A 26,998-nucleotide genomic window follows, 5' to 3' on the forward strand; every position below is an offset into this window, starting at 1 on the left:
TGCGACTCGGCCCGCGATCTGGCACCGCCATCGGCGTCGTTCCGACTGCCCGGACCGTCCGGTCCGCACGGGTCCCCTCTCCCATGCCCCCAGCCCTGTCCCGCGTGTCCCGCATACTCGGCTGGCTGATCCTGGCCGCCGTCACGGTGGCGACCGTCGCGCCGATCGGTTACCGGCCGGTCAGCACGATGCCGGTCTCGATCGAGCGGTTCTCCGCCTTCGCGGCGCTCGCCTTCCTGCTGAGCCTCGGCTATCCGCGCCACCGCTGGCAGATCCTGGCGCTGACGATCGGGGCCGCCGGCCTCCTGGAAGCGCTGCAGCTGCTCGAACCGACCCGGCACGGCCGCGTCGCCGATTTCCTGGTGAAGGTCGTCGGTTGCGCGTGCGGCGCGGCGGCCTCCCTGGCCATCGGCCTGCTCTGGCCCCGCCCCGCCGGGGCCCGCGACGGGACGGAAGCATCCCGGCTCAGCTGATGCTGTAGGTCCGCTCGATGACGACGCCGCAGCTCTCCGCGAGGCTGAAGGCCATCTCGCGGGTCAGGCCGAAGATCAGCGGCGTCTCGCCGCGATAGAGCGTGTAGCGGCCGTCGGGCCGCACCGTGATGCGCACCGCCTCATGCATCGCTGACTCCTCCGAGGCCGGCCCGTTCTCGTGCGGGACGGCTCACGGCGGGGGAGCTTAGGGCGATTCGCGGGCCGCGCGAAGAGGTCGGATCAGGCGGTGCGCCGCTTGGTCCGCCGCCGGCCTTTCGCCTTCGGCTTGACCGTCGCGGCCTTGGTCATCTCGGTCACCGCCGCGCGTTGCTGGCGCCGCACCGCGTTCGCGGCATGGCCCATCCAGAAGCCGGCGGCCCGGTTGGCGGCGGAGAGCCACAGGCTGTAGGGCGATCCCTTCATGGCGGTCTTCACCTCGTGACGATCGGGGTCTCCCTCCCGTCAACGGCGCGGAGCCGGGATGGGTTGCGGCAGCCTCACGGCTCCTCCGCCCGCCGCCCTGCCCCTTGCCTCGGCTCCTTGGCCTGCGGCCCGATCGACTGGCGCCACTCGGCGAGGAAACGGGCGCGCTTGGCGCGGTCCTGCACGGCGAGCAGCACCGGCCCGACGGTGATCGGCCGGAAGATGCCGGCCGCCGACAGGCTCGGCGGCCCGTCGACGCCCGGCGGCAGCGGGCCGCTGCGGTCGAAGAAGAAGCCCTGCTCGCGCGAGACGCGCTGCCCGCGCTCCGACAGGAGATAGTCGAGGAACGCGAAGGCGTCCCCGACCGCCCGGGCGGTGACCGGCACCAGCGCGGCGCGGGTAAGGACCAGGGTGTAATCCTGCGGCACCACCACGCCGAGGCGGGCGCCGCGCCGCATCGCGCCGTAGACGTAGGAGCCGAGCAGGTTGTAGCCGATCGTGATCCGTCCCGCCTCGAGGTCGGCGATCAGGTCGGCGGTGCAGCACCGGACCTGAAGGTTCGCCCGCCCGAACGCCTCGACGAGGCGGCCATAGGTGGCCGCCGCGCGGGCATCGTAGACCGCGAACAGGTAGCCGATGCCCGACAGGGTGATGTCGTAGGAGCCGATCCGCCCGGCATAGGCGTCGGGCTTGCGCCGCAGGAGGTCGACGAGCTCGACCCGGCTGCGCGGCAGGTCCTCCCGCGGCACCAGGTCTGGACGGTAGGCGATCACCGCCGGCTCGGTGGTGAAGCCGAACACCTCGTTGCGCCAGGCCGCCCAGTCGGGCAGGCGGCCGGTCTCGATCGAACGGTGGGACCGGGCGCAGCCGTCATTGGCAAGCTTGATGAGGTGGTCGACCGAGGACGAGATCACCACGTCGGCGGCGTAGTCGTCGGAGGCCCGCCCGGCGGCGCAGGCCGCCTTGAGGCCGCTGAACAGGTCGGCGGTGATGTATTCGTGATAGACCACCGTCACGTCCGGGTAGAGCAGCTGGTAGTCGCGGATCAGCGGCGCCATCGCGTCGGTGTCGGCGGCGGCGCGGATCGTCAGCGTGCTGCGCTCGTGCTCGCTCGCCGGGAAACGCATCGTCTCCTCGGCCAGCGCCGGGCGCGCGAGCAGCAGGGCGAGCAGGAGGATGGCGCGCCGGATCACGACGCGGCCTCGTCCGGCAGGGACAGGATCACGCAGAAGCCCTTCTCGGAGTGGCTCTCGAAGCGCAGCTCGCCGCCATGGGCCGCCGCGACCTCGGCGGCGATCGAGAGGCCGAGGCCGGAGCCGACGCCGCCGCCGGTCGCGGCCTGGAACGGCTCGCGCACCCGGGCCCAGTCGGCGGCCGGGATGCCCGGCCCGTCATCCTCCACCGCCAGCAGCACCCGGCCGCGTTCGTGCCCGAGCCGGACCGTGAGCCGCGAGCGGGCACCGTGCTTGAAGGCGTTGTGGATCAGGTTCGCCAGGGCCTCGCGCAGGGCGATGGCGTCGCCGGGGATCGTCACGGCTCCGTCCGGCCCCTCGTAGCCGGCATCGACCGACCGGCCGCCGGCCTGCTGCAGGGCGTCGATCAGGGTACGGCGGGCGAGCCCCGCCACGTCGACCGGGCTGAACGCCGCCGAGCGGGCGCGGTGGATCACCATGGCGTGGTTGAGGAGCTGGTTGGTGAGATGGCCGAGCTCGGCGGTGCGCCGGCGCAGGCGGTCGATCTGGTCGCGGCGGCGCCCCTCGTCGGTTTCGCTCGACAGGAGGTCGAGCTGGGCGGCGAGCGCGGTCAGCGGCGTGCGGATCTGGTGCGCGGCGTCGGCGATGAAGCGCTTCATCACCGCGACGTGCCCCGAGAGCCGGCCCATGAAATGGTCGATCGAGGTGACGAGAAGGTGGATCTCCTGCGGCGCGGCGAGGCCGAGGGGCTGGAGGTCGTTGGGCCCGCGGGCCGCCAGCACGCCCTCGATGGCCCGCAGGGGCCGCAAGGCCGCCCGCACCGCCACCGCGACGGCGCCGAGGGCCAGCGCGCTCATCGCCAGCACCATCAGGCTCGCCTTCACGGTGAGGGCGCGGGCGAGCTGGCCCCGCGCCTCCCGGGTCTGGGCCACCACCACGGCGGCGAATCCCGCCTTCGCGGCGTCCGGCACGTAGCGCCCCGCCACCACCGCCCGCACCGCCTGGCCGCGATGCTCCGCGTCGAGGAGAACCGGCCCGGCGGCGAGCCGCGCCCGGTCGACCGGCACCGCGAGGTCGGCGTCGCCCGTCAGCAGCCGGTCGGCGGGGTCGAGCACCTTGTAGAAGATCCGGTCGCGGGGGCTGAGCCCCAAGGTCTCGAAGGCCGAGAAGGGCGGATCGACCGAGATCTCGCGCCCGTCGCTGGCGATGGACTCGGCGATCTGCAACGCCGCCCCGACGAGGAGCCGGTCATAGGCCTCGTCCGCCGCAAGCCGCGCCGAGGCCCAGGCGGCGACGAGGAGCAGCCCCGCGCCGGCGGCGAGGACGACGGCCAGCACCGCCACGAGACGGGCAAAGAGCGAGGAGGCCAGGGCCGAGGGGGCGCGCGGGATCATGGCGGCGGGTTCGCGATTCCTGACACGTCACGATTCTGGCACTTCATGATTCCTGACACACCACCTGGTAGCCGAGCCCGCGCAGGGTGCGGATCTCGGCCTGGGCTCCGGCGGCGCCGAGCTTGCGGCGCAACCGCGCCACGATCTGCTCGACGGCGTTCTCGCTCGATTCCTCCTCGAAGGCGAAGACCCGCTCCAGCAATTCGCCCTTGGCGAAGATGCGGCCGGGCCGCGCCGCCAGGATCTCCATCAGGGTCCATTCGCGCCGCGTCAGGTCGAGGACTTCTCCCGCCACGCTGGCGCTGCGCGCCTCCCGGTCGAGGCGCAGGTTGCCGAGGGTCAGCGCGTTGTCGGCATGCCCGCTGTTGCGGCGCAGGAGCGCGCGCACCCGCGCCTCCAGCTCGCGGAAGTCGAACGGCTTCACCAGGTAGTCGTCGGCCCCGAGATCGAGCGCGCCGACCCGGTCGTCGACCTCGGAGCGGGCGGTGAGGACCAGCACCGGCACCGGTCCGCGCCGGGCGCGCAGGCGCTTGAGGATGGCGAACCCGTCGAGGCCGGGCAGGTTCACGTCGAGGATCACGAGGTCGTAGGCCTGGACGGCGAGCAGCGCGTCGCCCTCCGCGCCGTCCACCTCCCAATCGACGGCGTGGCCGAGCCCGCGCAGGCGGGCGGCGATGGCCTCGCCGACGTCCCGGGTGTCCTCGACGAGCAGGATACGCACGAAAGTTCCTCCTCGGCCGCCGGGCGGCAATATCTGTCAGGTTGGCGACAGGTTCGAAGGCTACCCAACGTCCAACGGCGGGCCAAGCACCCTCAGGGGAAACTTCGCTCCGCAAGCGACGAAAACCGGGAGGATAACGCCATGAACGCACGCCCGACCATCATTCCCGAGCCGCTGCTCCAGGTCCAGGGTGTCACGCTCCAGTACAAGACGACCGATCATCTGGTCACCGCGACCTACCGGGTCGATTTCGAGGTGATGCCGGGCGACCGCTACATTCTGCTCGGGCCGTCGGGCTGCGGCAAGTCCACCCTGCTCAAGGCGATCGGCGGCTACATGACCCCCGTCGAGGGCGAGATCAAGCTCAAGGGCCGCAAGGTCACCGAGCCCGGCCCCGACCGGATGATGGTGTTCCAGGAATTCGACCAGCTCCTGCCCTGGAAGACCGTCAAGCAGAACGTCGCCTTCGCCCTCACGGCGAGCGGCCGCGCCACCGGCGCGGAAGCGATGGACCGGGCGATGTCCTACATCGAGAAGGTGGGGCTGGCGAAGTTCGCCGATTCCTTCCCCCACATGCTGTCGGGCGGCATGAAGCAGCGCGTGGCGATCGCCCGCGGCATGGCGATGGAGCCCGACATCCTGCTGATGGACGAGCCCTTCGCCGCCCTCGACGCGCTGACCCGCCGCAAGATGCAGGACGAGCTTTTGCGCCTGTGGGAGGACACCCGCTTCACGGTGCTGTTCGTCACCCACTCGATCGAGGAGGCGATCAAGGTCGGCACCCGCATCCTGCTGCTCTCGCCCCATCCGGGCCAGGTCAAGGCGGAGCTGAACAGCCTGCCGGCCTCGGAGCTCGGCACCGCGGCGCAGGGCGCCCTCGAGACCCGCATCAACGACATGCTGTTCGCCTGACAACGAGAAATTCCGGGAGATACGCCGTGACCGCCACCCTCGCCCCCCTCAGCACACCCATAGCCCAAAGGCCCGAGATCGTCCGCGAGACCTCCGCCGCCGGCGCGATCAGCGTCGAGCAGCGCCTGTCCTTCGCGGAGCTCGCCTACCGCCAGAGCTGGCTGCGCAAGGCCGTCGTCCTCGCCGCCCTCGCGGTGATCTGGGAAGCCTACGGCCGCTGGCTCGACAACCCGCTCCTGTTCCCGACCTTCTCGGCGACCGTCGAGGCCTTCGCCTCGGCGATCCTGAGCGGCGAGATTCCCGCCAAGGCGCTGATCTCGCTCCAGACGCTCGCCATCGGCTACGGCATCGGCATCGTGCTGGCGGCGTTGCTCACCACGCTCGCCATCGGCTCGCGGATCGGCACCGACCTGCTTGAGACGCTGACCGCGATGTTCAACCCGCTGCCGGCCATCGCGCTGCTGCCGCTGGCCCTGATCTGGTTCGGCCTCGGCCAGGGCAGCGTGGTGTTCGTCCTCGTCCACTCGGTGTTGTGGGCGATCGCGCTCAACACCCATGCCGGTTTCCGCTCGGTCTCGAACACCCTCAAGATGGTCGGCCTGAATTACGGCCTGCGCAACCTGAGCTTGGTCCGGGCGATCCTGATCCCGGCGGCCTTCCCCTCGATCCTCACCGGCCTGAAGGTCGGCTGGGCCTTCGCCTGGCGCACGCTCATCGCCGCGGAACTCGTCTTCGGCGTCTCCTCGGGCTCGGGCGGCCTCGGCTGGTACATCTTCGAGAACCGCAACGCCCTCGAGACCACCAACGTCTTTGCCGGCCTGTTCACCGTCATCATGATCGGCCTCTTCGTCGAGAACGTGATCTTCGCCAACATCGAGAAGAAGACGATCCGCCGCTGGGGCATGCAGCACTAAGAGAAACGAACGGCCCTGCCCTTCGGAGCGGCGACGCTCCGGAGGCGCGCACAACGACAATCCCGGAGGAAACCCCATGTTCACACGCAAGCTCCTCGGCCTCGCGGCCGGTGCCGCCCTCGCTCTCTCCCTGAACCTCGGCGCCGCCCGCGCCGAGGTGTCCGAGGTTCGCATCTCGAAGGGCTACGGCGCCCTCTACCTGCCGCTCTTCGTGATGCAGGAGAAGAAGTTCCTGGAGGCCCAGGCCGCCAAAGCGGGCCTCGGCGACGTCAAGGTGACCTGGCTCACCCTGGACGGCGGCAACGTCATCAACGACGCGATGATCGCCGGCTCGCTGGACATCGCCGGCACCGGCGCCCCGGGCTTCCTCGCCCTCTGGTCGAAGGGCCGCGGCAGCCCGAAGACCGAGGTGATCGGCGTCTCCGGCCTCTCCGCGACCGCCCTCGACCTCAACGTGATCAAGCCCGAGATCAAGTCGCTGGCCGACTTCACCCCGAAGGACAAGATCGCGATCCCAGGCATCAAGACCTCGCTCGCCGCGGTCGTGCTGCAGATGGCGGTGGCCAAGCAGTTCGGGCCGGAGAACTACACCAAGCTCGATTCGAGCACCGTCGGCCTGCCGCACCCGGAGGCGGTCGCGGCCCTGCTCTCGGGCAAGACCGAGATCGTCGCCCACTTCGCCTCGCCGCCCTTCACCCAGGTCGAGCGCGCCGACCCGAAGGTGCGCACGATCCTCAAGGCCTCGCAGATCTTCGGCGACATCACCCTCAACGTGGTGTTCGCGCTCAAGCGCTTCACCGAGACGAACCCGAAGATGACCCAGGCCTTCCTGGCCGCCCTCGACGAGTCGAACGAGTTCATCAAAAATAATAAGACCGAGACCGCCGAAATCTTCTCCCGCGCCTCCAAGGTGAAGGTGAGCCCGCAGGAGGTGGTTCAGATCATCGAGGACCCGGACAGCCGGTTCTCGGCGACGCCGCACGGCATCATGGAGTTCGTGACCTTCATGAACCGGGCGGGCATCATGAAGACCAAGCCGGCGACCTGGCAGGACCTGTTCATCCCGGCTTTGCGCGACCGCTCGGGCAGCTGAGCGCCCCCGTCGCCCGACCGGCCCCGCCGCGCTCCGCGCGGCGGGGATTTTTACGTCCGGTTAAGCATGTCGTCGCCTCATGCGGCGCATGCCGACTCACGCGACGACACCCCGCCTTCCCCCCGATCCGCTCGGCGATGCCCGCGACCTTCAGGCCAGCATCGCGGCGTTGCGGCATCTCCTACGCGCGCAGAGCCGCCAGTTCGAGGCCCTGGAGCGTCGCCTCGCACCGTCCGGAAGTCCGGCCGAGACGGGGGCGCGGCGCCTGCGCGCCCTCAAGGCCGGCGGCTGACCGAGCCGTCACGCCGTCGCGCAACCGGCAAGTGTAGGCCCGCAGGTCGTGCACGTCGGTGACCAGGCCGTAACCCTGATCGCGTCCCGGATGGACCAGGCCTCGCTGCGGGGCGTTATCCGGTTGACAGTGAGAGGAGAGGAAGCGTGGACACGTGCAGCGGGACGCCCGTCAGCCTGACCCTGGGACGACGCAGGATCGAGGGTGTCCTGCGCGCCGTCGGCGAGTCGGTCGAGATGCCCGGGGTGCCGGGCGGTCCGGCCCGCCGCCTACGCAACCTGATCCTCGATTTCGGGCCGGCCTGCGCCCCGGTCGAGGTCTGGCTCGCCGAGCCCGACCCGCAGGAGCCGCCCTTCGGCCCGGTATCCGAGGGCCCTCGCCCTACCGCTTCATCAAGGTCCTGAGGACCTCCAGGATGTCGTCACCGCGGCACGGCCGGGCGACGAAGCGGGCATGGGACGGCATCCGGTCCGGATCGGGCTTGCTGCGGCCGGACACGACGACGATCGGCAGGTCGGGCCGCATCTGCGCCGCCGAGCGGGCGAGATCGAAGCCGTCGGTCTTGCCGGACAGCTCGACATCCGTGATCAGCGCCACGATGTCGGCCCGCCCGGTGAGCAGCCCCAGCGCCCGCTCGGCGGAGGCCGATTGCAGCGCCTCGAAGCCGGCGGCGTCGAGCACGTCGCTGAGATCCATGATCGTCAGCGCCTCGTCCTCGACCACCAGGATCACGGGCCGCTCGTCCCTGACATCGTCCTTGGCCTTTACGGTGTCGTTGTCCACGTCGCCTGTCCTTGACGGTCGGGCCCGCCCGGGACCCGCACGGGAGCGGCGCGGTCGGACGGCCACAGATGATCGGGCGGCCGGTCCCGGCCGACCGGCGCCCCTGCGCCGGCCGTTGATCGAAACGACCGATACCCCATGCCGGTTGCAGCGCCGCCGTCGCCGCACCGGTGAGATTTCACCGCTTCCGCGATCCCGCACACGATCTCACGCTTGCGCCGCGGCCCGCGCCCCGCTAGAGGACGGCACCGACCCGCACGGGCGCCCCGGCGCCCCGCAGGTCTGGCCCGGAGAGGTGGCCGAGTGGTTGAAGGCGCACGCCTGGAACGCGTGTATACGGGCAACCGTATCGAGGGTTCGAATCCCTCTCTCTCCGCCAGCCCCTTGGCTGGCAAGCATCTGAAATCCCTCACAATTTGACGGTTCGCGTTGCCCTGACCATGGGTTAGCGTGTATCATCCTGCGCAACGCTCTGTGTAACGTGGCGCAGCGGGATGGCGGATTATCTGACCAAGTGCGGCGCGTGATCATGCGCCAGACCACGAAGGTCCGCGTCGCCGACGATCCGCGGGGCGCCAAGGCGCGGTAGGTGGTCGATGCGCTCAACGCCGACCTCGAGACCTATTGGCACGGGCTGCTCGCCGGCCAGTCGCAGGATGCGCAGGAGCGGTACGACGCGGCGCGCAAGCGGGCCCGCGGCTTCGGCTTCGATTACCGCCTGGCGCCGAGCCTCGCCGAGCTGCCGGACGACGAGCTGCTCGCACGCATCCGCACCATCATGGCCCAGCCCCGCACTGCCGAGGCCGCCGCCGTTGCGGCCGTGCTCGGGGGCGAGGCGCCGGCCCCGCTGCGGCTCTCGACGCTGTTTGCCGAGTTCGAGCGCCTCTCGGCCGCCGCCAACCGCGACCTCTCGCCGGACCAGCTGCGCAAGTGGCGCAATCCGAAGCTGCGGGCCATCGCCAACCTCGTCGACGTCATCGGCGACCGGCCGCTGGAGGAAGTGACCCGAGCGCAGGCCCTCGATTTCCGCGACTGATGGCAGAAACGGGTCCTGGCCGAGGGGCGGGATTTCGCCGGTATCGCCCGCGGGCTCGGCCGCGGCGACGGGCGGGCGGCGGTGGCCGGGGTGGCGCAGCGGTTTCGCGATCTCCTCGAGGATGGGGCGGCGGACTGGCTGGCGCGGCAATCGGGCCAGGGCGCGAGACGGGCCGGCTCGTCGGCTCAGCCGCAGCGCCGGCCGCGCCGGGCGAGGCCACGGATGGGGCGGGGTGCCTGGTGCCGGGAGCCCGCGCCTGCGCGGTGGGCGCCGATCCGGACGGGGCGCTGCGGTGGCAGCCGGCCTGGAAGCAGCGGGCGGCGGAGGGACAGGCGCAGGCGACGCTGGCCCGCAAGCGGGGCTCGCGGCGGCGGTAGCGACCGGACGCGGCAGGCTTGACGGCGCGAGTCGCGACCGAGCGGCAATGACCTCGCGAGAGGATTACGGGCTCCTTTGCCAGATTATCCCGAAGTGAATCTCCGTTACATCGCCTTTCCAGGATTTGATTTTTGCGTTAGGGCTACCGAATGGCCCGCCGCGTGACCTATCAAATCTTTGACATGCCGGACGGGCGATTTTCCGTCACGGTGACCATTGATCCGAACAAGACAATGGTCCGCGCGGGTTTCGCGACCCAGGCCGAGGCTGATGCCTGGGTCGACGGCTTGCGGGACATCATGGCCGCCCTCGGCGCACCCGTTGCCCTCGCCTTCCCCGATTATCCCGGATCGCTGCCCCTGAACGAGGTGCTGACCTTCATCCGGACGGCCCCCACACAGGCCGATTGACCGCGTCCGGCCCGGCCACAAGGGCTCGTGCTGCGAGTGGCGCTCGCGCGCAGGCGGGGTCGCGGCGGCGGTCGGGCCGGACTGGATCGACCGCGCGGCGGGCTGCCGAGAGCGGGCAGGCGCACCGGCGGTGGGGCTGCCCGACGTTTGCGGCCCTGGTATGTGCGAGGCCTGTGCACCCTCGCCTCTCGGCCGATGGACCGCGCCTCGTCTTCACGGTGAGGGCGCCAGGGTCCTTCGCCGCGAAGCCTGGCGCGGGTCAGGCTGCCCGCACGGTGGCGAGGAAGCGCGTGACCTCGGCCGAGAGGCGCTCGGACTGGCGCGACAATTCCGAGGCCGAGGTGAGGACCTGGCTCGCCGCTGCGCCCGTCTCCTCCGCGGCGCCAGCCACCCCGGTGATGTTGCCGGTGACCTCGCCGGTGCCGGCGGCCGCCTGGGAGACGTTGCGGACGATCTCCCGGGTTGCGGCGCCCTGCTCCTCCACCGCCGCGGCGATCGAGGTCGCGACGCTCGCGATTTCCTCGATCCGCGCGGTGATGTGGCTGATTGCGCCGGCCGCCTGACCGGTGGAGGCCTGGATCGCCGCGATCTGAGTCGTGATCTCCTCCGTCGCCTTCGCGGTCTGGCCGGCGAGTTCCTTCACCTCGGCGGCGACCACCGCGAAGCCCCGTCCCGCCACGCCGGCGCGGGCGGCCTCGATGGTGGCGTTGAGGGCCAGCAGGTTGGTCTGGGCGGCGATCGAGGAGATCAGCCCCACGACGCCGCCGATGCGGGTCGTCGCCTCGGTCAAGGCATGCACCTGATGGGCGGTCTGCCCGGCTTCCGCAACGGCGGCCTGGGCGAGCCGGGCCGAGCCGTCAACCTGCCGGCCGATCTCCTGCACCGAGTTTCCCAGCTCTTCCGCCGCCGCCGCCACCGTGCCGACATTCGATGACGCCTCCTCGGCGGCTGCCGCGACGGCGGTGGATTGGGCGGCGGTCTGCGTGGCGGTCGCGGTCATGGTCTGGGCGGTCGCCTGCAGCTCGGTCGCCGAGGCGGAGACCATGCCGACGATGCCCCCGACAGCCTGCTCGAAGGCATCCGCCATCTGGCGCATGCCGGCCCGCCGCTGCTCCTCGGCCGAGGCCCGGGCCAGGGCGGTTTCCTCCTCGAGCCGCCGCGTGCGGATCAGGTTGTCCTTGAACACCTGAACGGCGGCAGCCATGGCGCCGATCTCGTCCTGGCGGGCCTTGAAGGGAACGTCCATCGTCGTGTCTCCGGTCGCGAGGGTTCCCATCATGCGGGTGATGCGGCCGAGTGGGGCCGAGATGCGCCGCATCCCGTACAAGGTGGCGCCGAAGCTCGCGGCCAGGGACAGGATGATCGCGATCCAAGCCGTGATCGTAGCCTTGCGTGCGGCGACCACGCTCTCGTTCGCGTCTTGCTGCGCGCCGTGGTTATTCAGCTTCACGTCGCGATCCAGCGCCGCGCTCACGGCGTCGTAGAGCGCCAGATGTTCATGCCCGATCAAATCCACGAGCGCTTCGTCGTTCTTCCCGACAATGATCAAATTCTTGATATTGTCGCTTGCTAGCTTGTACTTGTTCCATCCCGACGAAAATTCGTTGTATATCGCCCGCTCGTCCTCGGAAGCGATCAACGGTTCGTAGCGGGTGCGGGCCTGCGCGAGGTGCTCCAGGCTCGATTCGTATTGACGCAAATGTTCTGCAAGAAATCGTGGGTCTTGTGCTGCGGAGACAAGGCGGTACTGCTTGAGGCGTACCTGATCCACTTGCGCGCGCATCTCGTTGATGGCGACGACCGACGGCAGCCAGTTCGTCGAGACCTCGACGACGCTGTTGCGAACGGTCCCCAGCTCGAAGATCGACAGTGCTCCTTGTGCGCCGGCGATGAGGGCCACGCTGGTGAATAACCCGGCGAGGGTGGTCTTGATCGAAAGCTGCATGGGAGCGGGATGGCGCGTAAATGGCCGATCGATGCGCCGCGCACGCCCTCGATCAGATTTGTGATTGGCGGAGCCGACCATTTCAGAGCTAACAAATAGTTTTTTTCCAATGTTTCTAACATTGATCGGCGAACGACGCGTTTATGGCGCTCGCGCCAGGCGTGTGTGCGATGCCTGACTTGCTACTGCTTCGCTAGGCCGTGCGATCTAGTCTGACGCCTAGTTCTCGCACCGGCAACTGCAGCCTATAAGTTGCATGAGCCGATGTGCGCAGCAAATGGATGCGGCGACCGCGGAGTCTGCGAGCAATGAGCCTATGCTGAACTCGTTCCCGGAGTTGCGCATCCGGGCGCGCCGGCCCGACCGGTCGACGGCCTCCTCAATGCCCCAGGCGGCTTCTCGCGTTGCGCTGGCATGGCCGGACCGAGCAGCGCAGGGCTTGCACTGCCGCAGTGAAGCCGCCATACTTGCCAGGCTTGAAGAGATGCGCCCGCAGGCTGACCGCCGGCGGGCGTTTTTCGTTTCAGGAACCCGGAGGGCTGCGGTGCTGGACCACGCTGTGGAGGCGCTTCAGCTCTCCACCTTCACCGATCGCCTGGAGCGCCTGGCGCCATGCCACCGCGATCCCGAGCGCTTCCACGTCGACAAGGATGCCCTGGTGAGCGACCTGCGGCGGGCGGCGCGGGAGCACGAGCTGCTCGGCGCCGTCGGCCGGGTGCTGGCGCCGCGGTCCGACCGGACCGAACTACGCCTCGGCGTGTTCATGACGGATGGCCGGTTGGTGCCGGTGGAGCGCCGTTTCGGGCGCCGCGGTAAGGCTAAATAACGTATTCTCAAGAGTATCGGTTTGTAGCGCTGCGCCACAATTCTGATATCCGATAAAAATCAACATTATCAGAGGCTTGTTGGCGTCGGTCGGCTCCCGGCGCGTCGGCCGGCTGCGTGCGCGTAGCAAGGCCGCGGCCGCGGCGCAGGCCGAGACCACCATACGGGCGGTGGCCTATGCCCGGGTCTCGACCGAGGAGCAGGCGACGAGCGGCCACGGCCTCGAGGGGCAGGACAAGGCGGTCCGCGCCTTCGCCCTGTCGCAGGGCTACGACCTGGTCGCGGTCATCGCCGATCCGGGTGTCTCGGGCGCCACGCGGCCCTCCGAGCGGCCGGGCTTCGGCGAGGTCCTGGCGCTCGCCGAGGCCCGGGCCTTCGCGGTGCTGCTGGTCTACCGCTTCGACCGGCTCGCCCGCGAGATCCGCTACGCGGTCACCACCGTGTCCGAGTTGGCCGAGCGCTACGGCGTGGTGATCCGCTCCGTCACCGAGCCGATCGACACCGCGACCCCGATGGGCCGCACCCTCTTCGCCATCCTCGCCGGCATGGCCGAGTCGGAGCGCTACGCCATCCGCGACCGCACCGCCGGCGGGCGCGCCGCCAAGGCCGGCCGGGGCGGGTATGCCGGCGGGCGGGTGCCGTTCGGCTACCGGCGCGACGGCGAGGGACAGCTCCAGGTCGACCCAGCGCAGGCCCGGATCATCCGGCGGATCTTTCGCGAGCGGGCCCGCGGGCTGCCGCAGGCCGCGATCGCCGCCGGGCTCAATGCCGATGGCGTGCCCGGCCCGCGCGGCGGGCGCTGGCACCAGGCGCGGGTCGGCTACCTGCTCGACAACCCGAAGTATCGCGATCTGTCGGAATACCTGTTTCGCTGGTCGGGGCAGGAGCGGCACGTGCTCTGCCCCGGCACCCATGCGGCGATCATCACCGAGCGCGCGAACGAAGGGCCCGCCGATCCATGACGTCTGCTGTGCGGGCGAGCTGGTGTGCGCCGGCGATCCCGCCGGCGTGCTGCGCCGGCGCACCCTGCCCTGCCTGTGCCTGCGCCAGCACGATGCCCTCGACGCGCACGGTCGCCGGGGCCCCGGCAGCGGCCAGACCGCCCGGACGGTTGGCGCCTCCCTCAGCCGCGGCCGCCTGCGCGAGCGGGTGGCCTGCACCGGCGGCCCTCGCACCTGGACCTGCGTAAATGGCTGAGAACCCCACCGCCGCCCTCGAGGCCCGCCTCGCGCAGCTCGCCGCCGCGCGGACCGCGCTCGACGATGCCGACAGCTTCGAGGGCTGGGAAGCGCGGGCGCTCGACGAGGAGATGGGGTGGGTGCGGGCGGCGCTCGATCGGCAGAAGATCGGCGTGGATGCTGACGCAGGGGCCGCATGCCTCGCCGAGGCGCATCCGAGCCCCTAAACTGATCCTGCTCCGAAGGGAGGCGGGAGCCAGGGTGTTTGCCCCACCCCGAACCGCGTGGTTGGTGCCCACGCATGACCCTTTGCCGGCCGGACAACCGGTCACCCCGCCACCGCGCGCTGCGGCGGCAGGACCATAGCGCTAGGTCATGCCTCAACACCATTCCAAGGCCGCCACGGAGCGGCCAATCCTGCGTGCGTCCGCTCCCGACGCGCACCGGCTCCCCGCATCGGCTCTCCCCGGCCGGTGCGGGGACGCGCTCTCCGGCTTTCGCGAGGTGGTCAGGATCGGATCGGCGACGCTGATCCGGGCCGACGCCCTCGACGTGCCGGCGGCCCTGGCCGAAGCCGCGCCCGGCACCCTCGGCGCGGTGTTGTGCGACCCGCCCTATTCGAGCGGCGGCACCACCGCTGGCGAGCGGGCGCGGCCGCCGAGCCAGAAGCACCAGCAGAGCGAGCACCGCCACCTGCACCGCGACTTCGCCCGGCGACACGCGCGACCAGCGCAGCTTCCTTGCCTGGTCGGCCCTGTGGATGGCCCGGGCCCGCGCGGCGGTGGTGCCGGGCGGGCTGTTCGGCGCCTTCTGCGACTGGCGCCAGCTGCCGGTCACCACCGATTCCGTCCAGGTGGCGGGCTGGGTCTGGCGGGGTATCGTGCCCTGGGACAAGACCCAGGCGGTGCGGCCGGTGCTCGGCCGCTACCGGGGCAGGACGAGTACGTCGTCTGGGGCTCGAACGGGCCGCGGCCGATGGCGGGGGCCACCGCGCCGGGCTGCTTCTCCGTGCCGGTGCCGCGGGCGAAGCTGCACATGGCGGCCAAGCCCGTCGCCCTGATGGATGGACTGCTCTCCATCATGGACGGGCCGATCCTCGGTCCGTTCATGGACTCGGGCACGATCCCGGTTACTTCGACGTCGCCTGCCGGCGGCTGGAGGCGCTGATCCATGCCGATGCGTCCGCCCCAGCAGCGGCCCCGCGGCAGCTGCCCGGTCGCGGAGGCCCGCCGGGAGAGTCGCCGGACCCATGACGCGCAGCGCCGCCGCTCGAGCCCTGCGACCGCGGGGAGAGGAGGCGCCTGCGCCGTTCGCGGTTCTCCACGATCCCGCTTCACGGCACGAGGAAACGTCCCGATCGCCCGCCGATTTGCGCCTCTCACCGCCCCCATGGGAGAAACCTCCACGCCGCTCAGGACACCCTCGCCGTCAGCGCCATGGCCCCCCGCCTCCACTCCCTCCGCGCCTCGCTTCTCGCCCTCTGGTTCCTGCTCCTCGCCTCGGCCGCGGCGACCGCCTACCTGCTCTACGAGTTCTACACCCAGTCCGCCGCCGTGCAGGTCGCCCAGGCCGAGATCCAGGTCGCCCGCGCCTGCCGCGAGATCGGCGACCGGTTCGCGTTCTTCAGCGCCGGCTGGGGCGGCAGCGTCGCGGAGGTCGACGAGGCCCTGGCGCGGCAGCTCACCGACGTGGTGGTGACGGCGCTCGCCAGCCATCCGGGGATCGAAGGCGGGATCTGGACCGCGTCCGGGGGGGCGGCGGCCTACGCCTTCCCGACCTACGAGGGCACGGGGCCGAAGACCGACCTGCCGGCGGCCGAGTTCGACACGATCCGCCGCATCAACGCCGAGAGCCTGAGCGCCGACCGGCCGGTGGCGGCGCGCCGCGTCGCCCGGACCCAGACGCTGGTGGTGCAGGGCTGCCCGCTGCGCGGCCCGGTTCACGGCGCGACGGCCTGGACCATGGCGCGGGTCTACACCGACCAGGGCCGGGCCTACGGCCAGCTGCTGGCCGGGTTCGGCTTCCTGGCCGCCACCGTGCTCGGGTCGGCCCTGCTGCTCGGGCGGTTGCTCCTGGTGCTCGGCCGGCGGATCGCCCGGCTCGAAGGGCAGCTCGGGCGCGACCCGGAGGGCAACGACCTCCTCCACCTCGATCGGACCGGCCTCGCCGAGCTCGACCGGCTGGTCGAGGCGCTGAACGCCGCGGATGTCCGCCTCGCCGCCGCCCGCCGCCGCGCCGCGGAGGCCGAGCGCCTGGCGGCTCTGGGCCAGTTGGCGGCCGGCATCGCCCACGAGATCCGCAATCCGCTGGCGGCGATGCGGCTCAAGGCCGAGAACGCGCTGGCGAGCGCCGACCCGGCTCGGCCCCGGGCCGCCCTCGACCTCGTCCTGGATCAGGTCTCGCGCCTAGACCGGCTGCTGCGCGACCTCCTCAGCCTGACCCAGCCCCGGGCACCGGCCCTCGCCCCGACCGACCTCGCCGGGATGCTCGCCGAGTGCGCCCATCTTCACGACGACCTCGCCCGGGCGCAGGGCGTGCGGATCGCGGTCGGCGACGCGCCCTCCGGGCGTCCCTGCCTCGACGACGGGCAGATCCGCCGGGCCCTCGACAACCTGCTGCTCAACGCAATCCAGCACAGCCCGGCCGGCGGCCTCGTGCGGCTCTCGGGCGCCCACGAGGGAGACCGCCTGCGGATCCGGGTCAGCGACGAAGGGCCCGGCGTGCCCGAAGCCCTGCGGGCGCGGCTGTTCGAGCCCTTCGTCACCGCCCGCCCGGACGGGACCGGCCTGGGTCTCGCGATCGTGCGCGAGATCGCCCGCGCCCATGGTGGACAGGCACGCCTTACCGCCCCACCTCCCGAGGGCTCGGGTCCAGGCGGTTCGAGTCCGGATGATCCGGGTCCAGATCATCCGAGGCCCGGCGCGACCTTCGAGCTCGATCTGCCATGGCGCCCGTCGCCCACATCCTGATCGTCGACGACGAGCCGGCCCTGCGCGAGGGATTGGCCGAGACGGTGAGCGACCTCGGCCATCGGCCGGTGCTGGCCGCCTCCGGCCGCGAGGCGCTGGAGCGCGTGGCCGCCGATCCCGCCATCGCCGCGGTGCTCCTCGACCTGCGCATGCCCGGCGACCTCGACGGGATGGCGGTGCTGCAACGCCTGCGGGCGCGGGCGGAGGCGCCGCCGGTGGCGGTGCTGACGGCGTTTGCCAGCGCCGAGAACACCATCGAGGCGATGCGGCTCGGCGCCTACGACCACCTGACGAAGCCGGTCGGCCGGGCGGAACTCGCCGGGCTGCTGGCCGGCATGCTGGCCCGCCCGGCCGCGATCGCGGCGGCGCCCGCGCCCCCGGGCGCCTCCTGCCTGATCGGCACCAGCGAGGCGATGCGCCGGGTGCAGAAGGCGGTGGGGCTCGCCGCCGACAGCGACGCCACCGTGCTGCTCCAGGGCGAGACCGGCACCGGCAAGGAGATCGCCGCCCGCGCGCTGCACGCCCATGGCCGCCGGCGGACCGGGCCGTTCGTGCCGGTGAATTGCGCGGCGATTCCCGCCGACCTCCTCGAGAGCGAGCTGTTCGGCCACCTGCGCGGCGCCTTCACGGGGGCGACCCAGGACCGTCCAGGCGCCTTCCGGGAGGCGGAAGGCGGCACGCTGTTCCTCGACGAGATCGGCGACATGCCGCCCGCGATGCAGGCCAAGATCCTGCGGGCGCTCCAGGAGCGGGTGGTGACGCCGGTCGGCGGCCGGCCCGTGCCGGTCACCGTCCGGGTGGTGGCCGCGACCCACCGCGACCTGCCGCGCCTCGTCGCGGAGGGGGGATTCCGCCAGGACCTGTTCTACCGCCTCAACGTCGTGCCGATCGCCCTGCCGCCCCTGCGCGAGCGCCTGGCCGACATCCTGGCGCTCGCCGAGCATTTTCTCGCCGCGAGCGGCGCCGGCCCGAAGCGCCTGACGCCGGAGGCCGCCGCCGCCCTGATGCGCCATCCCTGGCCCGGCAACGTCCGCGAGCTGCGCAACGTCATCGAGCGGGCGGCCCTGCTCGCCCGCGGCCCGGCCATCGGCCCGGCGGATCTCGGCCTCGCCGGCGACGCCGCGCCGGCGGCCGAGTCCGCGCTGCCGGACTGGCTCGGCGACGATCTGCCGGGCGCGGTGGCGCGGCTGGAGGAGGCGATGATCCGCCGGGCCCTGCGCGACAGCGGCGGCAACCGCGCCCGGGCGGCGAAGAGCCTCGGGATCCAGCGCCAGCTCCTCTACGCCAAGATCGAGCGCTATCGCCTGCACGAATCCGAGTCGTCCGAAATCCCGACGGAGGATGTCCGGAATCCCGACGCCTGACCTCGTTCCTGCCGCAGGGTTGTCGAGGTTTCGCAAAGGCTTGATCGTTGGCACGGGAGTTGACAGAGGCTGCCCGGGCCGGCCGTCCGCCGGTGCTGACGAGCGACACTCATGCAGACGGGCAAGCACCGCCTCCGCGCGGCAGGCCTCGCGGTGGCGATCCTGGCCGCCGGTCCGGCCGCGGCGCAGGAGACATCGATCTGGGATCCCGCCACCCTGCCGGAGACCAGGGGCACGGTGAAGCAATATACGCTCACCCCTCGCGGCGACGTCGACGGCCTGATCCTCACCGACGGGACCGAGGTGAAGCTGCCGCCGCGGCTGTCCGCCGCCCTGGTCTTCACCGTCCGGCCGGGCGACGCCGTATCGGTGCGCGGCATGCGCGCCCGCGCGCTCCCCCTCGTCGACGGCGCCTCGATCCGCAACGAGGCGACGGGCGCGACGCTCGTCACCCTCGGCCCGCCGGAGCCGGTGGCGGAGGATACGGTACTGAGCGGCCGCATCGCCGCCCTCCTGCACGGGCGCCGGGGCGAGCTGAACGGCGCCCTCCTCGACGACGGTACGGTTCTGCGGCTGCCGCCGCACGAGGCGGCGCGCCTCGGCGCGACCCTGCGGGCGGGCCAAGCGGTCAGCTTCCGCGGCGCCCGGACGAAGAGCCCGCTCGGGACCGTGGTGGAGCTGCGCGCCCTCGGGACGAGCCCGGACAGCCTGGTCGAGGTCGGCGGGCGCCCGCCGCGTCCGCCCGGCCCTCGGGTCGAGGCCGGCCCGCCCGGCGGCCCCGACGCCCCGCCCCCGCCCCCGCCCCCGCCGGGAGGTGCTCCCCCGCCGCCGCCCGGTCCCGGCATCGCTCCCCCACCCCCGCCCGGGGCTCCGCCGCCGCGCAGGCCCTGAACGGTCGTTGCACGTAAATAATCCCGGTTGCGTCGCAACTTTCTGCAATCTGGCCGGTTCTCGGCTGCGGATCGGCCGGTCCTTCCCCAAGGGAGATATCACGGTGAGCACGGCACCCTCCGTCACTGCCTCTGCGTCCGGCGCCCCCGACAAGCGGCCGTCCACCCGGGCGCTGAGAGGTCTCCACGCGCTCAACTTCACCCTGGCCGACGTGCGCGACGGCCTCGGGCCGTACCTCGCCATCTACCTCATCGCCGTGCGCGGTCCCGACCAGGGCTGGAACGAAGCCACCACGGGCATGATCATGACGATCGCCGGCATCGCCGGCCTGATCGCCCAGACGCCCGCCGGCGCGCTGATCGACCGCTCGCGGCACAAGCGTGCCATCGTGATCGCGGCGGCCCTCGCCGTGACCCTGAGCTGCCTGACGCTGCCCTTCATCTCGAACTTCTACGCCGTGGCCGCGACCCAGTCGGTCGCCGGCATCGCCGGGGCGATCTTCCCGCCGGCGCTCGCGGCCATCACCCTCGGGGTGGTCGGCCCGAAGCTCTTCTCCAAGCGCATCGGCCGCAACGAGGGCTTCAACCATGCCGGCAACGCCGTCTCGGCTGCGCTCGCCGGGGGGCTGGCCTACCTGTTCGGGCCGATCGTGGTGTTCTGGCTGATGGGCATCCTCGCCGCGCTCTCGATCGGCGCGATGCTGATGGTGCCGTCCGAGGCGATCGACAACGACCTCGCCCGCGGCCTCGACTGCGCCGAGGACGAGTCTTGCGAGGAGCAGCCCTCCGGCCTGACCGCGCTGCTGCAGAACAAGTACCTGATGCTGTTCGCGCTGCTGGCGGCGATCTTCCATCTCTCCAACGCCGCGATGCTGACCTCGGTCGGCCAGCTCCTCACCCACCTGTCTGGCAAGGACAACGCGACCTCGCTGATCGCGATCTGCATAGTGGCGGCGCAATGCGTGATGGTGCCGGTGGCGATGTTCGTCGGCCACAAGGCCGATGCGATCGGCCGCAAGCCGATCTTCCTGGCCGCCTTCGGCGTGCTCGCCTTGCGCGGCGTGCTCTACACCTTCTCGAACAACCCGTTCTACCTCGTGGCGGTGCAACTCCTCGACGGCGTCGGAGCCGGCGTCTACGGCGCGCTGTTCCCGATCGTGGTGGCCGACCTCACCCGCGGCACCGGGCGGTTCAACGTGAGCCAGGGCGCGGTCGCGACCGCGCAGGGGCTCGGCGCGAGCTTGAGCGCGACGCTCGCCGGCCTCATCATCGTCTCGGCCGGCTACTCGGCGGCGTTCCTGACGCTCGCGGCGATCGCCGGAATCGGCTTCGCCCTCTACCTGACGGTGATGCCCGAGACCCGCGGCTTCGTGCCGACCCAGGCCGGCACGCCGTCCGACCCGACCGGCCGCCCGGCCCTGGCAACCGCCTGAGGGCCGGGACCATGGCCGCCCTCCTCGCCTTCGCCCATATCGGCGACCTGCACCTGACGGACGGTGGGGCCGGGAATGCCCGCGACTTCTCGTCGATCGTCGCCCAGCTGAACGAAGCCGACGGCCTCGACTTCGTCTTCGTGCCCGGGGACAACGCCGATCAAGGCCTTCCCGAGCAATACGCCCTGGTGCGGGCAGGCCTGGACCGGCTCCGCCTGCCCGTCCACGTGATCACCGGCGACCACGACATGGAGGGCGGGAGCCTCGACGCGTTCTATGCCGGGTTGCACGTGCCCCGCCTGCCCTACGCCGTCGACGTCCGGGGCGTGCGCTGCCTGTTCCTCGACATGTGCGGCCCCGGCTCCGGCGGGCCGGATTTCCGGCTCGGCGCGGACCAGGTCGCCTGGCTCGCCGCGGAGCTTGAACAGGCGGCGTCCCGGGACGTCGCCCTGTTCATGCACAGCTACCCCGCCGACCTGAAGGGCGAGGGCGAGGCGGCCCGCGTCGCCGACCTCATCCATCGCGGGCCGGTGCGGCTCGTCGAGATGGGCCATACCCACTACAACGAACTCGCCAATGACGGCCGCACCGTCTACGCGGCGACCCGCTCCACCGGCCAGATCGAGGAGGGCCCGGTCGGCTACGCGGTCGCCGCCCTCGACGGGGGCGTGGTGAGCTGGCGCTTCAAGGAGCTGGCGCGGCCCTGGCCGTTCGTCCTCATCACCGCGCCCGCCGACCGACGCCTCGCCCACGATTCCGGCCACATCGTCGGCGAGCATTTCACCCTGCGCGCCCTGGTGCTGGGGCCGGCGGAGGCGGTCGCGTTCCGCATCGACGACGGGCCGTGGCAGCCGATGGCCCGGCCTGAGGGCGCACGCGGCCACGAGGCCGCGGTGGCGTGGCCGGCGGGTGCCCGGACGATCGCCGTGCGGGCGATCGGCGCGGGGACCGAGGATACCGACGTCATCGAGCCGGCGCACGATCCGGACGGCCTGCCGACCTCCCGCGGCATCGGCAGCGACGCCGACGCGCTCGGCGCCTGGGAGGCGCGGGGCCTCCTGGGGACGCAGCTCGGGCCGAACCGCAACGGGCGGCAATGGTGAGCGTGGGGCTCATCGGGGCTCCGGAACCGGTTGACGACATCCCCGATACGAAGTCCGGACGATCCCTTCCGGACTTCGTATCACCAGCCCGCGCGGCGCTTGAGCGAAGCGACCTTCCGCATTGCGAAGCAATCAATCGGAAGTCGCATGACTGTCACCCTCCGCGTTGATCCGGGCTCCGCTGCGCGGACCCGGTTTGACGCGGAGGGTCGAACGATCCTCCCGCGCAACCGCCCCCCTTCTCCACCCCTCTACCGTGACGACAGGACTTCTCCCCCCATGGCCGCGCTGACGCTCAGCCCCAACCTCGCGACCTGGGCGATCGCCGCCCTCGCCACCCTCGGCGTGATCGTGCGCCCATTCTCCTGGCCGGAGGCGATCTGGGCGGTGGCGGGCGCCCTCGCGCTGGTGCTCCTCGGCCTGCTCCCAGCCGGCACCGCCTGGGAGGGCGTGCTCAAGGGGACCGACGTCTACCTGTTCCTCGTCGGCATGATGCTGATGTCGGAGGTGGCCCGGAAGGAGGGTCTGTTCGACTGGCTCGCCGGCATCGCGGTGCGCACCGCCAAGGGCTCGGCGACGCGGCTCTTCACCCTGGTCTACCTCGTCGGCACCGTCGTCACGGTGTTCCTGTCGAACGACGCCTGCGCGGTGGTGCTGACGCCGGCGGTCTACGCCGCGACCCGCGCCGCCAAGGTCGAGAACCCCCTGCCGTACCTGTTCATCTGCGCCTTCATCGCCAATGCAGCCTCGTTCGTGCTGCCGATCTCGAACCCGGCCAACCTCGTGGTCTTCGCCGAACACATGCCGCCGCTGACCCGGTGGCTCGCCCTGTTCGGCCTGCCGTCGGTGCTGGCCATCGGGACGACCTATCTGGTGCTGCGCCTGACCCAGAACGGGACCCTGCGGCAGCAGAGGGTCGCCACCGATGTCGAGACGGCGTCCCTGTCCCGCACCGGGATCGTCGCGGGCCTCGGCATCGTGGCGACGGGTGCGGTGCTGATCGGCGCCTCGGCGCTGGGGCGCGATCTCGGCCTGCCGACCTTCGTCGCAGGGCTCGCGACCACGTTGATCGTGCTGGCGCTCCGTCGCGGCAGCGGCGCCGTGGACGTCGTCAAGGACGTGTCCTGGAGCGTGCTGCCGCTCGTCGCCGGCCTGTTCGTCTTGGTCGAGGCGCTGGAGAAGACCGGCGTGCTGGCGATGATCGCCGACGCCCTGAAGCAGGCCGCCACCGCCGCCCCCGACCAGACCGCCTGGGGTGCCGGCGCGCTGATCGCCTTTGCCTGCAACCTCGTCAACAACCTGCCGGCCGGCCTGATCGCCGGTGCCGCGGTGCAGGCCGCCCACGTGCCCGAGAAGGTGGCGGGCGCGGTGCTGATCGGCGTCGATCTCGGGCCGAACCTCTCCGTCACCGGATCGCTGGCCACCATCCTGTGGCTCACCGCCATCCGGCGCGAGGGCCAGGACGTGAGCTTCTGGAGCTTCCTCAAGCTCGGCGCGCTGGTGATGCCGCCGGCCCTCGCGCTGGCGCTCGCAGGGCTCCTTCTCGTCTGACACCTCGTCGACTCCCCCCGAACGGAAGGCTTGCCCCGTGTCGATCGCCGCGCTCCTCTATCCCTTCATCCTGGTGGCCGGTGTGCTGCAGGCCCTCGGCAACGCGATGAACGCGCAGTTGCGCGGCCGGATGGTCAACCCGTGGCTCGCCGCCACGGTGTCGTTCCTGCCGATCGTGTTCGTCTTCGTCACGCTGTTCCTGGTGATGCCGACGCCGCTGCCGAGCCTCGAGACCTTGGGCAAAATGCCCTGGTACGCGCCGCTCGGGGGGCTGGCCGGCGCGGTCGCGGTGTTCGGCGGGCTCGCCTTCATCGACAAGGTCGGGGCAGGCCCCTTCAACGGCCTGACGCTGACGGCCAACATCATCACCTCGCTGGCCCTCGACGCGTTCGGCCTGTTCGGGCTCCAGGCCGCCGGCTTCAAGCCGCTGCCCTGGCTCGGCGGGCTCCTGATGGCGGCGGGCGTGGTGTTCATCGCCAAAACGGCGGGCAACAAGGACGGGGGCGAGAGCCACGGCGTCGGCGGCAAGCTGCTCTACCCGTTCATCCTGGTCGCCGGTGCCCTGATGGCGATCGGCGTGGTGTGGAACTCCCAGCTGCGGGGGGCGCTGGTCAATCCGTGGCTCGCCGCGACGGTGTCCTTCGTGCCCGTGGTCTTCGCCTTCGCACTGATGACTCTGCTCAAGCCCACGCCGCTGCCGACCCGCGAGGATCTGGCCGGCATCCGCTGGTGGATGCCGCTCGCCGGCCTCACCGGGGCGGTCGCGGTGTTCGCGGGCCTGCTCTTCGTCGACAAGGTCGGGGCCGGCGCCCTCAACGGCCTCCTGATCACCGCCAACCTCCTGACCTCGGTGGCCCTCGACCATTTCGGCTGGCTCGGCATGCGCCAGGTCAAGGCCGGCCCGCCGCGGCTCCTCGGCGCCGCCCTGATGGTCGGCGGGATCGTGCTGATCTCGGTGTTCTGACCGGGATGCCCCCGATGCCCGCCCTCCCGGACTGGGTCCTGCGGCGCGAGACCTTCGCGGCTGTGATCGTGGCGGGGCTCGCCGCCGCGATCGGGGCCGCACTCTATTTCAGCCAGGCGACGACGCTCACCATCGCGGTGGCACCCCGGGACGGCACCGAGCCCGCCCTCATCAAGGCCTATGCCGACGCCCTCGAGGCCGGGCGCGAGAACATCCGCCTCAAGATCCTGTCCTTCGACGACGTGCGCGAGAGCGCCGCCGCGCTCCAGGACGGCCGCGCCGACCTCGCGGTGGTGCGGCCCGACGTGCTCCTGCCGAAGAACGGCCTGACGCTCGCCATCCTGCGCGACCAGGCGATGCTGATCGTCTCGCCCGATGCCTCCGGCATCACGAGCTTCCCGAAGCTCGCCGGCAGACGCCTCGGCATCGCGGCCCATCGCAGCGCCGACTTCTGGCTGCTCAAGAACATCCTGGCCTATTACGACCTCAAGCTCGACGCGCCGGAGACGGTGCCGACAGGCCCAGGCGTCCCGGCCGGCATGGCCCCGGCGGCACTGCCGGGCAACACGGTGCGCCTCGTCGCCATCGACGGGTCGGACGCGGCGGCGGCGATCCGCGACAAGCGCATCGACGCCTTCGTCAGCATCATCGCGGCCTCGGCCCCGAAAGCGCGGGCTCTGGTCGAATCGGTGCGGGGGATCAGCCGCAACGGCAAGCTCGACCTCGTCGACGTGCCGGACAGCGATGCGGTGATCGAGCGCTTCCCCCGGCTCCAGGCGGTCACGGTCCCGGCCGGGCTGTTCGGCGGGCGGCCCAAGCTGCCGGCCGACGACGTCAAGACGGTCGGCGCCTCGTACCGGCTGATGGCCCGCACCTCGCTCAGCCGCGCCGTCGCCGCCGACGTGACCCAGCACCTGTTCGAGCTGCGCACCGCCGCCGCCGAGGAGACCGACGCGGCGGAATACGTCCAGGCCCCGGCCTACGACACCACGGTCGCGGCGACGAGCGCCCGCATCCCGATCCATCCCGGCGCGATCGACTATTTCGAGCGCGAGCAGCACGGCTTCGTCGAGCGCTACGGCGACACGCTCTACCTGCTCGCGGCGCTGGCCGGCGGCCTCGCCTCGGCTCTGGCCTGGCTGCGCCAGCGCCTGGCGAGCCTGCGCCGCGAACGCCTCGACGAGGTGACCGACCGCCTGCTCGAGATCACCGACCAGGCGCGGGCCCTGGGCGACCCGGCCGCCATCGCCGCCCTGTCGGTCGAGATCGACAAGCTCGCCATCGAGGTGGTGCGCGACATCCGCCGGCGCGAGCTCGATGCCCGGACGCTCGCGGCGGTGTCGATCGCCATCGAGACGGCGCGGGCGACGGTGGCGGATTGCCGGGCGGCGGCCGGGGAAGCGGTGGCGCCGACAGCGCCGTGAGAGCCCGGCGGTCTCGCCGAACCGGACCTGAACGGGCCCCCTCCCCTCGCACCCGGGCGGCCTTCGCCCGAGCCTGGATTGTGGATGCCGGCCAGCGTCTTACCCGGCACGTCTCAGGCCGGTATCCGACGTGGCGAGGGCAGTTTGTGCGGCGGCAGCTTTTCGGCGATCAATCGGACGCTCGAAAAATATTATCGAGATATCTTGCGGCTTCGCTTGCGGTTGAAGATCTTTCGCTATATAGATGACAGATCGATTTTTGGCCTGATTACCGAGCCTCTCCGCCGCGTTCATGCCGGCGCATGCTCTGCCACTCTCTCCAATTTTGTCGATTGAATCGAGCCTCGGCACCGCGAACCGCGCGCCGAGCTCTCGCAGACGCTTGCAGACGATGGATACGACGATGAGCATCGGTACCGTGAAGTGGTTCAACGTCCAGAAGGGCTTCGGGTTCATTCAGCCGGATGACGGCGGCAAGGACGTGTTCGTGCATATCTCCGCCGTCGAGCGGGCCGGCATGCAGACCCTGGCCGAAGGCCAGAAGGTTTCCTATGAGATGGAAACCGATCGCCGCAGCGGCAAGCAGTCCGCTGGCGATCTGCGCGCCGCGTAAGCTGACGATATCGAGATGCGGGTGTGATCATCCGCATCTCCTGCCCTGCGCAAGCCTCGTTCCGTGCCGGGCGCGCAGGTTTTTCTCCAATGGATGATTTGAGTGAATTTTACTTTCAGTTCGCAGTCTTCTCCCTCTACACCGGCGGTCGAGCCGCCGACATTCCAGGTCGCCAAGATCTGGCAGCAGGTCGACGACCAGCACCGCGATGTCAGCCATCTGATCGACCGCACCTACCGCTATCACTCGATCCGTGAGCTGCATTGGCACCTCGCGGACCGGTTCGCGCGCCCGGTCCGCTCGCTCGCCCTGAACCGGGTCTGATCGGATGGGCAAGTTCAAGGAAGCCCCCCTCGGCGACCGGCTTGGCTCCGCCGCGGCCGCCCGCCAGGCCATGCTGGGCCGGTTCCAGGCCCGCGACACCACGAACGATCCGGCCCTCCTCGCCCGGCGCGCCGAACGCGAGGCCGTCGCCGCGGCGCGGACCGTCCGGCTCGCCGAGCGCGAGGCCGAGCGGGCCGCGCAGGAAGCCGTGCGGCTTGCACGAGAGTCCGAAGCGAAGGCCGAACAGGCCCGCCAGGACGAGATCGCCGCCGCCGAGGCGACGGAGCGCGCGGCCGAAGCCGTGCAGGCCGCCGAGACCCGGCTCGCCGACCAGAAGGCCGCGCGCGATGCCCGCTACGCGGCGCGCAAGGCCCGCCAGCGCGGCTGATACGA

General features: G+C 71.3%; 33 protein-coding genes and 1 tRNA gene. 27 read left to right on the top strand and 7 right to left on the bottom strand.

Features of this window, described 5'->3' with window-relative positions; genetic code table 11:
- Nucleotides 1-83 precede the first annotated feature (83 nt).
- Nucleotides 84-473 (top strand): VanZ family protein, encoded by a 390-nt coding sequence (locus tag G4G93_RS13440; RefSeq protein WP_206289747.1) that lies wholly within the window; start codon nt 84-86, stop codon nt 471-473.
- Here the strand turns inward: G4G93_RS13440 and G4G93_RS13445 are convergent.
- The 5 genes from G4G93_RS13445 to G4G93_RS13465 all read right to left on the bottom strand — a co-directional run bounded on the left by G4G93_RS13445 (nt 466) and on the right by G4G93_RS13465 (nt 4,204).
- Nucleotides 466-621 carry a hypothetical protein gene (locus G4G93_RS13445; RefSeq protein WP_165084919.1) on the bottom strand — a complete coding sequence of 52 codons (156 nt, stop codon included), beginning with the start codon at nt 619-621 and terminating at the stop codon, nt 466-468. The two genes, G4G93_RS13440 and G4G93_RS13445, sit on opposite strands and share 8 nt — an antisense overlap.
- A 92-nt stretch (nt 622-713) precedes the next feature.
- The gene (locus G4G93_RS13450; RefSeq protein ID WP_165084920.1) at nt 714-896 is read right to left on the bottom strand and encodes a hypothetical protein; all 183 of its coding nucleotides are present in this window, start codon (nt 894-896) and stop codon (nt 714-716) included.
- A 74-nt stretch (nt 897-970) separates the two neighbouring features.
- Entirely contained in the window at nt 971-2,089 is a 1,119-nt protein-coding gene (locus tag G4G93_RS13455; protein WP_312891973.1) for an ABC transporter substrate-binding protein, read from the bottom strand.
- Nucleotides 2,086-3,483: a sensor histidine kinase gene (locus G4G93_RS13460; protein ID WP_165084921.1), complete on the bottom strand. Its 1,398-nt coding sequence runs from the start codon at nt 3,481-3,483 to the stop codon at nt 2,086-2,088. The genes G4G93_RS13455 and G4G93_RS13460 overlap by 4 nt, the downstream gene beginning before the upstream one ends.
- A 43-nt stretch (nt 3,484-3,526) precedes the next feature.
- Nucleotides 3,527-4,204 (bottom strand): response regulator transcription factor, encoded by a 678-nt coding sequence (locus G4G93_RS13465; protein WP_165084922.1) that lies wholly within the window; start codon nt 4,202-4,204, stop codon nt 3,527-3,529.
- 141 nt (nt 4,205-4,345) lie between these two features.
- Here G4G93_RS13465 and G4G93_RS13470 point away from each other — a divergent pair, with 141 nt between their 5' ends.
- The 5 genes from G4G93_RS13470 to G4G93_RS13490 all read left to right on the top strand — a co-directional run bounded on the left by G4G93_RS13470 (nt 4,346) and on the right by G4G93_RS13490 (nt 7,819).
- The gene (locus G4G93_RS13470; RefSeq protein WP_165084923.1) at nt 4,346-5,116 is read left to right on the top strand and encodes an ABC transporter ATP-binding protein; all 771 of its coding nucleotides are present in this window, start codon (nt 4,346-4,348) and stop codon (nt 5,114-5,116) included.
- Nucleotides 5,117-5,175: 59 nt separating this feature from the next.
- Nucleotides 5,176-6,030: an ABC transporter permease gene (locus G4G93_RS13475; RefSeq protein WP_395413677.1), complete on the top strand. Its 855-nt coding sequence runs from the start codon at nt 5,176-5,178 to the stop codon at nt 6,028-6,030.
- Between the two features lie 76 nt (nt 6,031-6,106).
- Nucleotides 6,107-7,123 carry an ABC transporter substrate-binding protein gene (locus tag G4G93_RS13480; protein WP_165084925.1) on the top strand — a complete coding sequence of 339 codons (1,017 nt, stop codon included), beginning with the start codon at nt 6,107-6,109 and terminating at the stop codon, nt 7,121-7,123.
- An 88-nt stretch (nt 7,124-7,211) separates the two neighbouring features.
- Nucleotides 7,212-7,415, top strand: coding sequence for a hypothetical protein (locus G4G93_RS13485; protein ID WP_165084926.1), 204 nt, complete (start codon nt 7,212-7,214; stop codon nt 7,413-7,415).
- A gap of 146 nt (nt 7,416-7,561) precedes the next feature.
- Nucleotides 7,562-7,819 (top strand): hypothetical protein, encoded by a 258-nt coding sequence (locus tag G4G93_RS13490; RefSeq protein WP_206289749.1) that lies wholly within the window; start codon nt 7,562-7,564, stop codon nt 7,817-7,819.
- On the opposite strand, the gene G4G93_RS13495 is transcribed toward G4G93_RS13490, so the two are convergent.
- Nucleotides 7,797-8,198: a response regulator gene (locus tag G4G93_RS13495; protein ID WP_312891975.1), complete on the bottom strand. Its 402-nt coding sequence runs from the start codon at nt 8,196-8,198 to the stop codon at nt 7,797-7,799. The two genes, G4G93_RS13490 and G4G93_RS13495, sit on opposite strands and share 23 nt — an antisense overlap.
- 289 nt (nt 8,199-8,487) lie before the next feature.
- On the opposite strand from G4G93_RS13495, the gene G4G93_RS13500 reads away from it, so the two are divergent.
- From G4G93_RS13500 to G4G93_RS13515, 4 genes are all read left to right on the top strand, one after another.
- A tRNA-Ser gene (locus G4G93_RS13500) sits at nt 8,488-8,577 on the top strand.
- A 210-nt stretch (nt 8,578-8,787) separates the two neighbouring features.
- Nucleotides 8,788-9,234 (top strand): hypothetical protein, encoded by a 447-nt coding sequence (locus G4G93_RS13505; protein WP_165084928.1) that lies wholly within the window; start codon nt 8,788-8,790, stop codon nt 9,232-9,234.
- A 239-nt stretch (nt 9,235-9,473) separates the two neighbouring features.
- Entirely contained in the window at nt 9,474-9,611 is a 138-nt protein-coding gene (locus G4G93_RS13510; protein WP_165084929.1) for a hypothetical protein, read from the top strand.
- Between the two features lie 150 nt (nt 9,612-9,761).
- Nucleotides 9,762-10,022, top strand: coding sequence for a hypothetical protein (locus G4G93_RS13515; RefSeq protein WP_165084930.1), 261 nt, complete (start codon nt 9,762-9,764; stop codon nt 10,020-10,022).
- A 259-nt stretch (nt 10,023-10,281) separates the two neighbouring features.
- On the opposite strand, the gene G4G93_RS13520 is transcribed toward G4G93_RS13515, so the two are convergent.
- A complete protein-coding gene (locus tag G4G93_RS13520; RefSeq protein ID WP_165084931.1) occupies nt 10,282-11,967 on the bottom strand; it encodes a methyl-accepting chemotaxis protein in 1,686 nt (561 codons plus the stop codon).
- A gap of 544 nt (nt 11,968-12,511) precedes the next feature.
- Between G4G93_RS13520 and G4G93_RS13525 the strand changes: the two genes are divergently transcribed.
- From G4G93_RS13525 to G4G93_RS13605, 17 genes are all read left to right on the top strand, one after another.
- Nucleotides 12,512-12,793 carry a hypothetical protein gene (locus G4G93_RS13525; protein ID WP_165084932.1) on the top strand — a complete coding sequence of 94 codons (282 nt, stop codon included), beginning with the start codon at nt 12,512-12,514 and terminating at the stop codon, nt 12,791-12,793.
- 79 nt (nt 12,794-12,872) lie between these two features.
- Nucleotides 12,873-13,754 carry a recombinase family protein gene (locus G4G93_RS13530; RefSeq protein ID WP_165084933.1) on the top strand — a complete coding sequence of 294 codons (882 nt, stop codon included), beginning with the start codon at nt 12,873-12,875 and terminating at the stop codon, nt 13,752-13,754.
- A gap of 22 nt (nt 13,755-13,776) precedes the next feature.
- Nucleotides 13,777-13,989, top strand: coding sequence for a hypothetical protein (locus G4G93_RS13535; protein ID WP_165084934.1), 213 nt, complete (start codon nt 13,777-13,779; stop codon nt 13,987-13,989).
- Nucleotides 13,982-14,197, top strand: coding sequence for a hypothetical protein (locus G4G93_RS13540; RefSeq protein WP_165084935.1), 216 nt, complete (start codon nt 13,982-13,984; stop codon nt 14,195-14,197). The genes G4G93_RS13535 and G4G93_RS13540 overlap by 8 nt, the downstream gene beginning before the upstream one ends.
- A gap of 277 nt (nt 14,198-14,474) precedes the next feature.
- Complete coding sequence (locus G4G93_RS13545; protein WP_206289750.1) at nt 14,475-15,137, top strand: hypothetical protein; 663 nt, start codon at nt 14,475-14,477, stop codon at nt 15,135-15,137.
- Nucleotides 15,138-15,406: 269 nt separating this feature from the next.
- Complete coding sequence (locus tag G4G93_RS13550) at nt 15,407-16,939, top strand: PAS domain-containing sensor histidine kinase (RefSeq protein WP_165084936.1); 1,533 nt, start codon at nt 15,407-15,409, stop codon at nt 16,937-16,939.
- Nucleotides 16,915-18,303 carry a sigma-54 dependent transcriptional regulator gene (locus tag G4G93_RS13555; protein WP_165084937.1) on the top strand — a complete coding sequence of 463 codons (1,389 nt, stop codon included), beginning with the start codon at nt 16,915-16,917 and terminating at the stop codon, nt 18,301-18,303. Before G4G93_RS13550 ends, G4G93_RS13555 begins: the two co-directional genes overlap by 25 nt.
- 111 nt (nt 18,304-18,414) lie before the next feature.
- Entirely contained in the window at nt 18,415-19,194 is a 780-nt protein-coding gene (locus G4G93_RS13560; RefSeq protein ID WP_165084938.1) for a hypothetical protein, read from the top strand.
- 103 nt (nt 19,195-19,297) lie between these two features.
- Nucleotides 19,298-20,626 (top strand): MFS transporter, encoded by a 1,329-nt coding sequence (locus G4G93_RS13565; protein ID WP_165084939.1) that lies wholly within the window; start codon nt 19,298-19,300, stop codon nt 20,624-20,626.
- An 11-nt stretch (nt 20,627-20,637) separates the two neighbouring features.
- Nucleotides 20,638-21,729 (top strand): metallophosphoesterase, encoded by a 1,092-nt coding sequence (locus tag G4G93_RS13570; RefSeq protein ID WP_165084940.1) that lies wholly within the window; start codon nt 20,638-20,640, stop codon nt 21,727-21,729.
- A 279-nt stretch (nt 21,730-22,008) separates the two neighbouring features.
- Nucleotides 22,009-23,280, top strand: a complete 1,272-nt coding sequence (locus G4G93_RS13575) for an arsenic transporter (protein WP_165084941.1) — start codon at nt 22,009-22,011, stop codon at nt 23,278-23,280.
- Between the two features lie 37 nt (nt 23,281-23,317).
- Nucleotides 23,318-24,244: a DMT family transporter gene (locus G4G93_RS13580; protein ID WP_312891976.1), complete on the top strand. Its 927-nt coding sequence runs from the start codon at nt 23,318-23,320 to the stop codon at nt 24,242-24,244.
- A 14-nt stretch (nt 24,245-24,258) separates the two neighbouring features.
- On the top strand, nt 24,259-25,668 hold the full coding sequence (locus tag G4G93_RS13585; RefSeq protein ID WP_165084942.1) for a TAXI family TRAP transporter solute-binding subunit: 1,410 nt from the start codon (nt 24,259-24,261) through the stop codon (nt 25,666-25,668).
- An 84-nt stretch (nt 25,669-25,752) separates the two neighbouring features.
- Nucleotides 25,753-26,004 (top strand): hypothetical protein, encoded by a 252-nt coding sequence (locus G4G93_RS13590; protein ID WP_165084943.1) that lies wholly within the window; start codon nt 25,753-25,755, stop codon nt 26,002-26,004.
- Nucleotides 26,005-26,071: 67 nt separating this feature from the next.
- Nucleotides 26,072-26,281: a cold-shock protein gene (locus tag G4G93_RS13595; protein WP_139034007.1), complete on the top strand. Its 210-nt coding sequence runs from the start codon at nt 26,072-26,074 to the stop codon at nt 26,279-26,281.
- A 102-nt stretch (nt 26,282-26,383) separates the two neighbouring features.
- Entirely contained in the window at nt 26,384-26,605 is a 222-nt protein-coding gene (locus G4G93_RS13600) for a hypothetical protein (RefSeq protein WP_165084944.1), read from the top strand.
- Between the two features lie 4 nt (nt 26,606-26,609).
- Nucleotides 26,610-26,993 (top strand): DUF6481 family protein, encoded by a 384-nt coding sequence (locus G4G93_RS13605; protein ID WP_206289751.1) that lies wholly within the window; start codon nt 26,610-26,612, stop codon nt 26,991-26,993.
- The last annotated feature ends 5 nt before the right edge of the window (nt 26,994-26,998 follow it).

It is taken from the genome of Methylobacterium sp. DB0501, assembly GCF_011043735.1.
In the GTDB taxonomy this organism is placed as follows: domain Bacteria; phylum Pseudomonadota; class Alphaproteobacteria; order Rhizobiales; family Beijerinckiaceae; genus Methylobacterium; species Methylobacterium alsaeris.

Excerpts from the sequence above, each read along its gene's own strand:
- G4G93_RS13440 (WP_206289747.1), top strand. The coding sequence starts at position 84 with ATGCCCCCAGCCCTGTCCCGCGTGTCCCGCATACTCGGCTGGCTGATC.
- G4G93_RS13445 (WP_165084919.1), bottom strand. The coding sequence starts at position 621 with ATGCATGAGGCGGTGCGCATCACGGTGCGGCCCGACGGCCGCTACACG.
- G4G93_RS13450 (WP_165084920.1), bottom strand. The coding sequence starts at position 896 with ATGAAGGGATCGCCCTACAGCCTGTGGCTCTCCGCCGCCAACCGGGCC.
- G4G93_RS13460 (WP_165084921.1), bottom strand. The coding sequence starts at position 3,483 with ATGATCCCGCGCGCCCCCTCGGCCCTGGCCTCCTCGCTCTTTGCCCGT.
- G4G93_RS13470 (WP_165084923.1), top strand. The coding sequence starts at position 4,346 with ATGAACGCACGCCCGACCATCATTCCCGAGCCGCTGCTCCAGGTCCAG.
- G4G93_RS13480 (WP_165084925.1), top strand. The coding sequence starts at position 6,107 with ATGTTCACACGCAAGCTCCTCGGCCTCGCGGCCGGTGCCGCCCTCGCT.
- G4G93_RS13485 (WP_165084926.1), top strand. The coding sequence starts at position 7,212 with ATGCCGACTCACGCGACGACACCCCGCCTTCCCCCCGATCCGCTCGGC.
- G4G93_RS13515 (WP_165084930.1), top strand. The coding sequence starts at position 9,762 with ATGGCCCGCCGCGTGACCTATCAAATCTTTGACATGCCGGACGGGCGA.
- G4G93_RS13520 (WP_165084931.1), bottom strand. The coding sequence starts at position 11,967 with ATGCAGCTTTCGATCAAGACCACCCTCGCCGGGTTATTCACCAGCGTG.
- G4G93_RS13540 (WP_165084935.1), top strand. The coding sequence starts at position 13,982 with ATGGCTGAGAACCCCACCGCCGCCCTCGAGGCCCGCCTCGCGCAGCTC.
- G4G93_RS13550 (WP_165084936.1), top strand. The coding sequence starts at position 15,407 with ATGGCCCCCCGCCTCCACTCCCTCCGCGCCTCGCTTCTCGCCCTCTGG.
- G4G93_RS13555 (WP_165084937.1), top strand. The coding sequence starts at position 16,915 with ATGGCGCCCGTCGCCCACATCCTGATCGTCGACGACGAGCCGGCCCTG.
- G4G93_RS13560 (WP_165084938.1), top strand. The coding sequence starts at position 18,415 with ATGCAGACGGGCAAGCACCGCCTCCGCGCGGCAGGCCTCGCGGTGGCG.
- G4G93_RS13570 (WP_165084940.1), top strand. The coding sequence starts at position 20,638 with ATGGCCGCCCTCCTCGCCTTCGCCCATATCGGCGACCTGCACCTGACG.
- G4G93_RS13575 (WP_165084941.1), top strand. The coding sequence starts at position 22,009 with ATGGCCGCGCTGACGCTCAGCCCCAACCTCGCGACCTGGGCGATCGCC.
- G4G93_RS13585 (WP_165084942.1), top strand. The coding sequence starts at position 24,259 with ATGCCCGCCCTCCCGGACTGGGTCCTGCGGCGCGAGACCTTCGCGGCT.
- G4G93_RS13590 (WP_165084943.1), top strand. The coding sequence starts at position 25,753 with ATGCCGGCCAGCGTCTTACCCGGCACGTCTCAGGCCGGTATCCGACGT.
- G4G93_RS13595 (WP_139034007.1), top strand. The coding sequence starts at position 26,072 with ATGAGCATCGGTACCGTGAAGTGGTTCAACGTCCAGAAGGGCTTCGGG.
- G4G93_RS13605 (WP_206289751.1), top strand. The coding sequence starts at position 26,610 with ATGGGCAAGTTCAAGGAAGCCCCCCTCGGCGACCGGCTTGGCTCCGCC.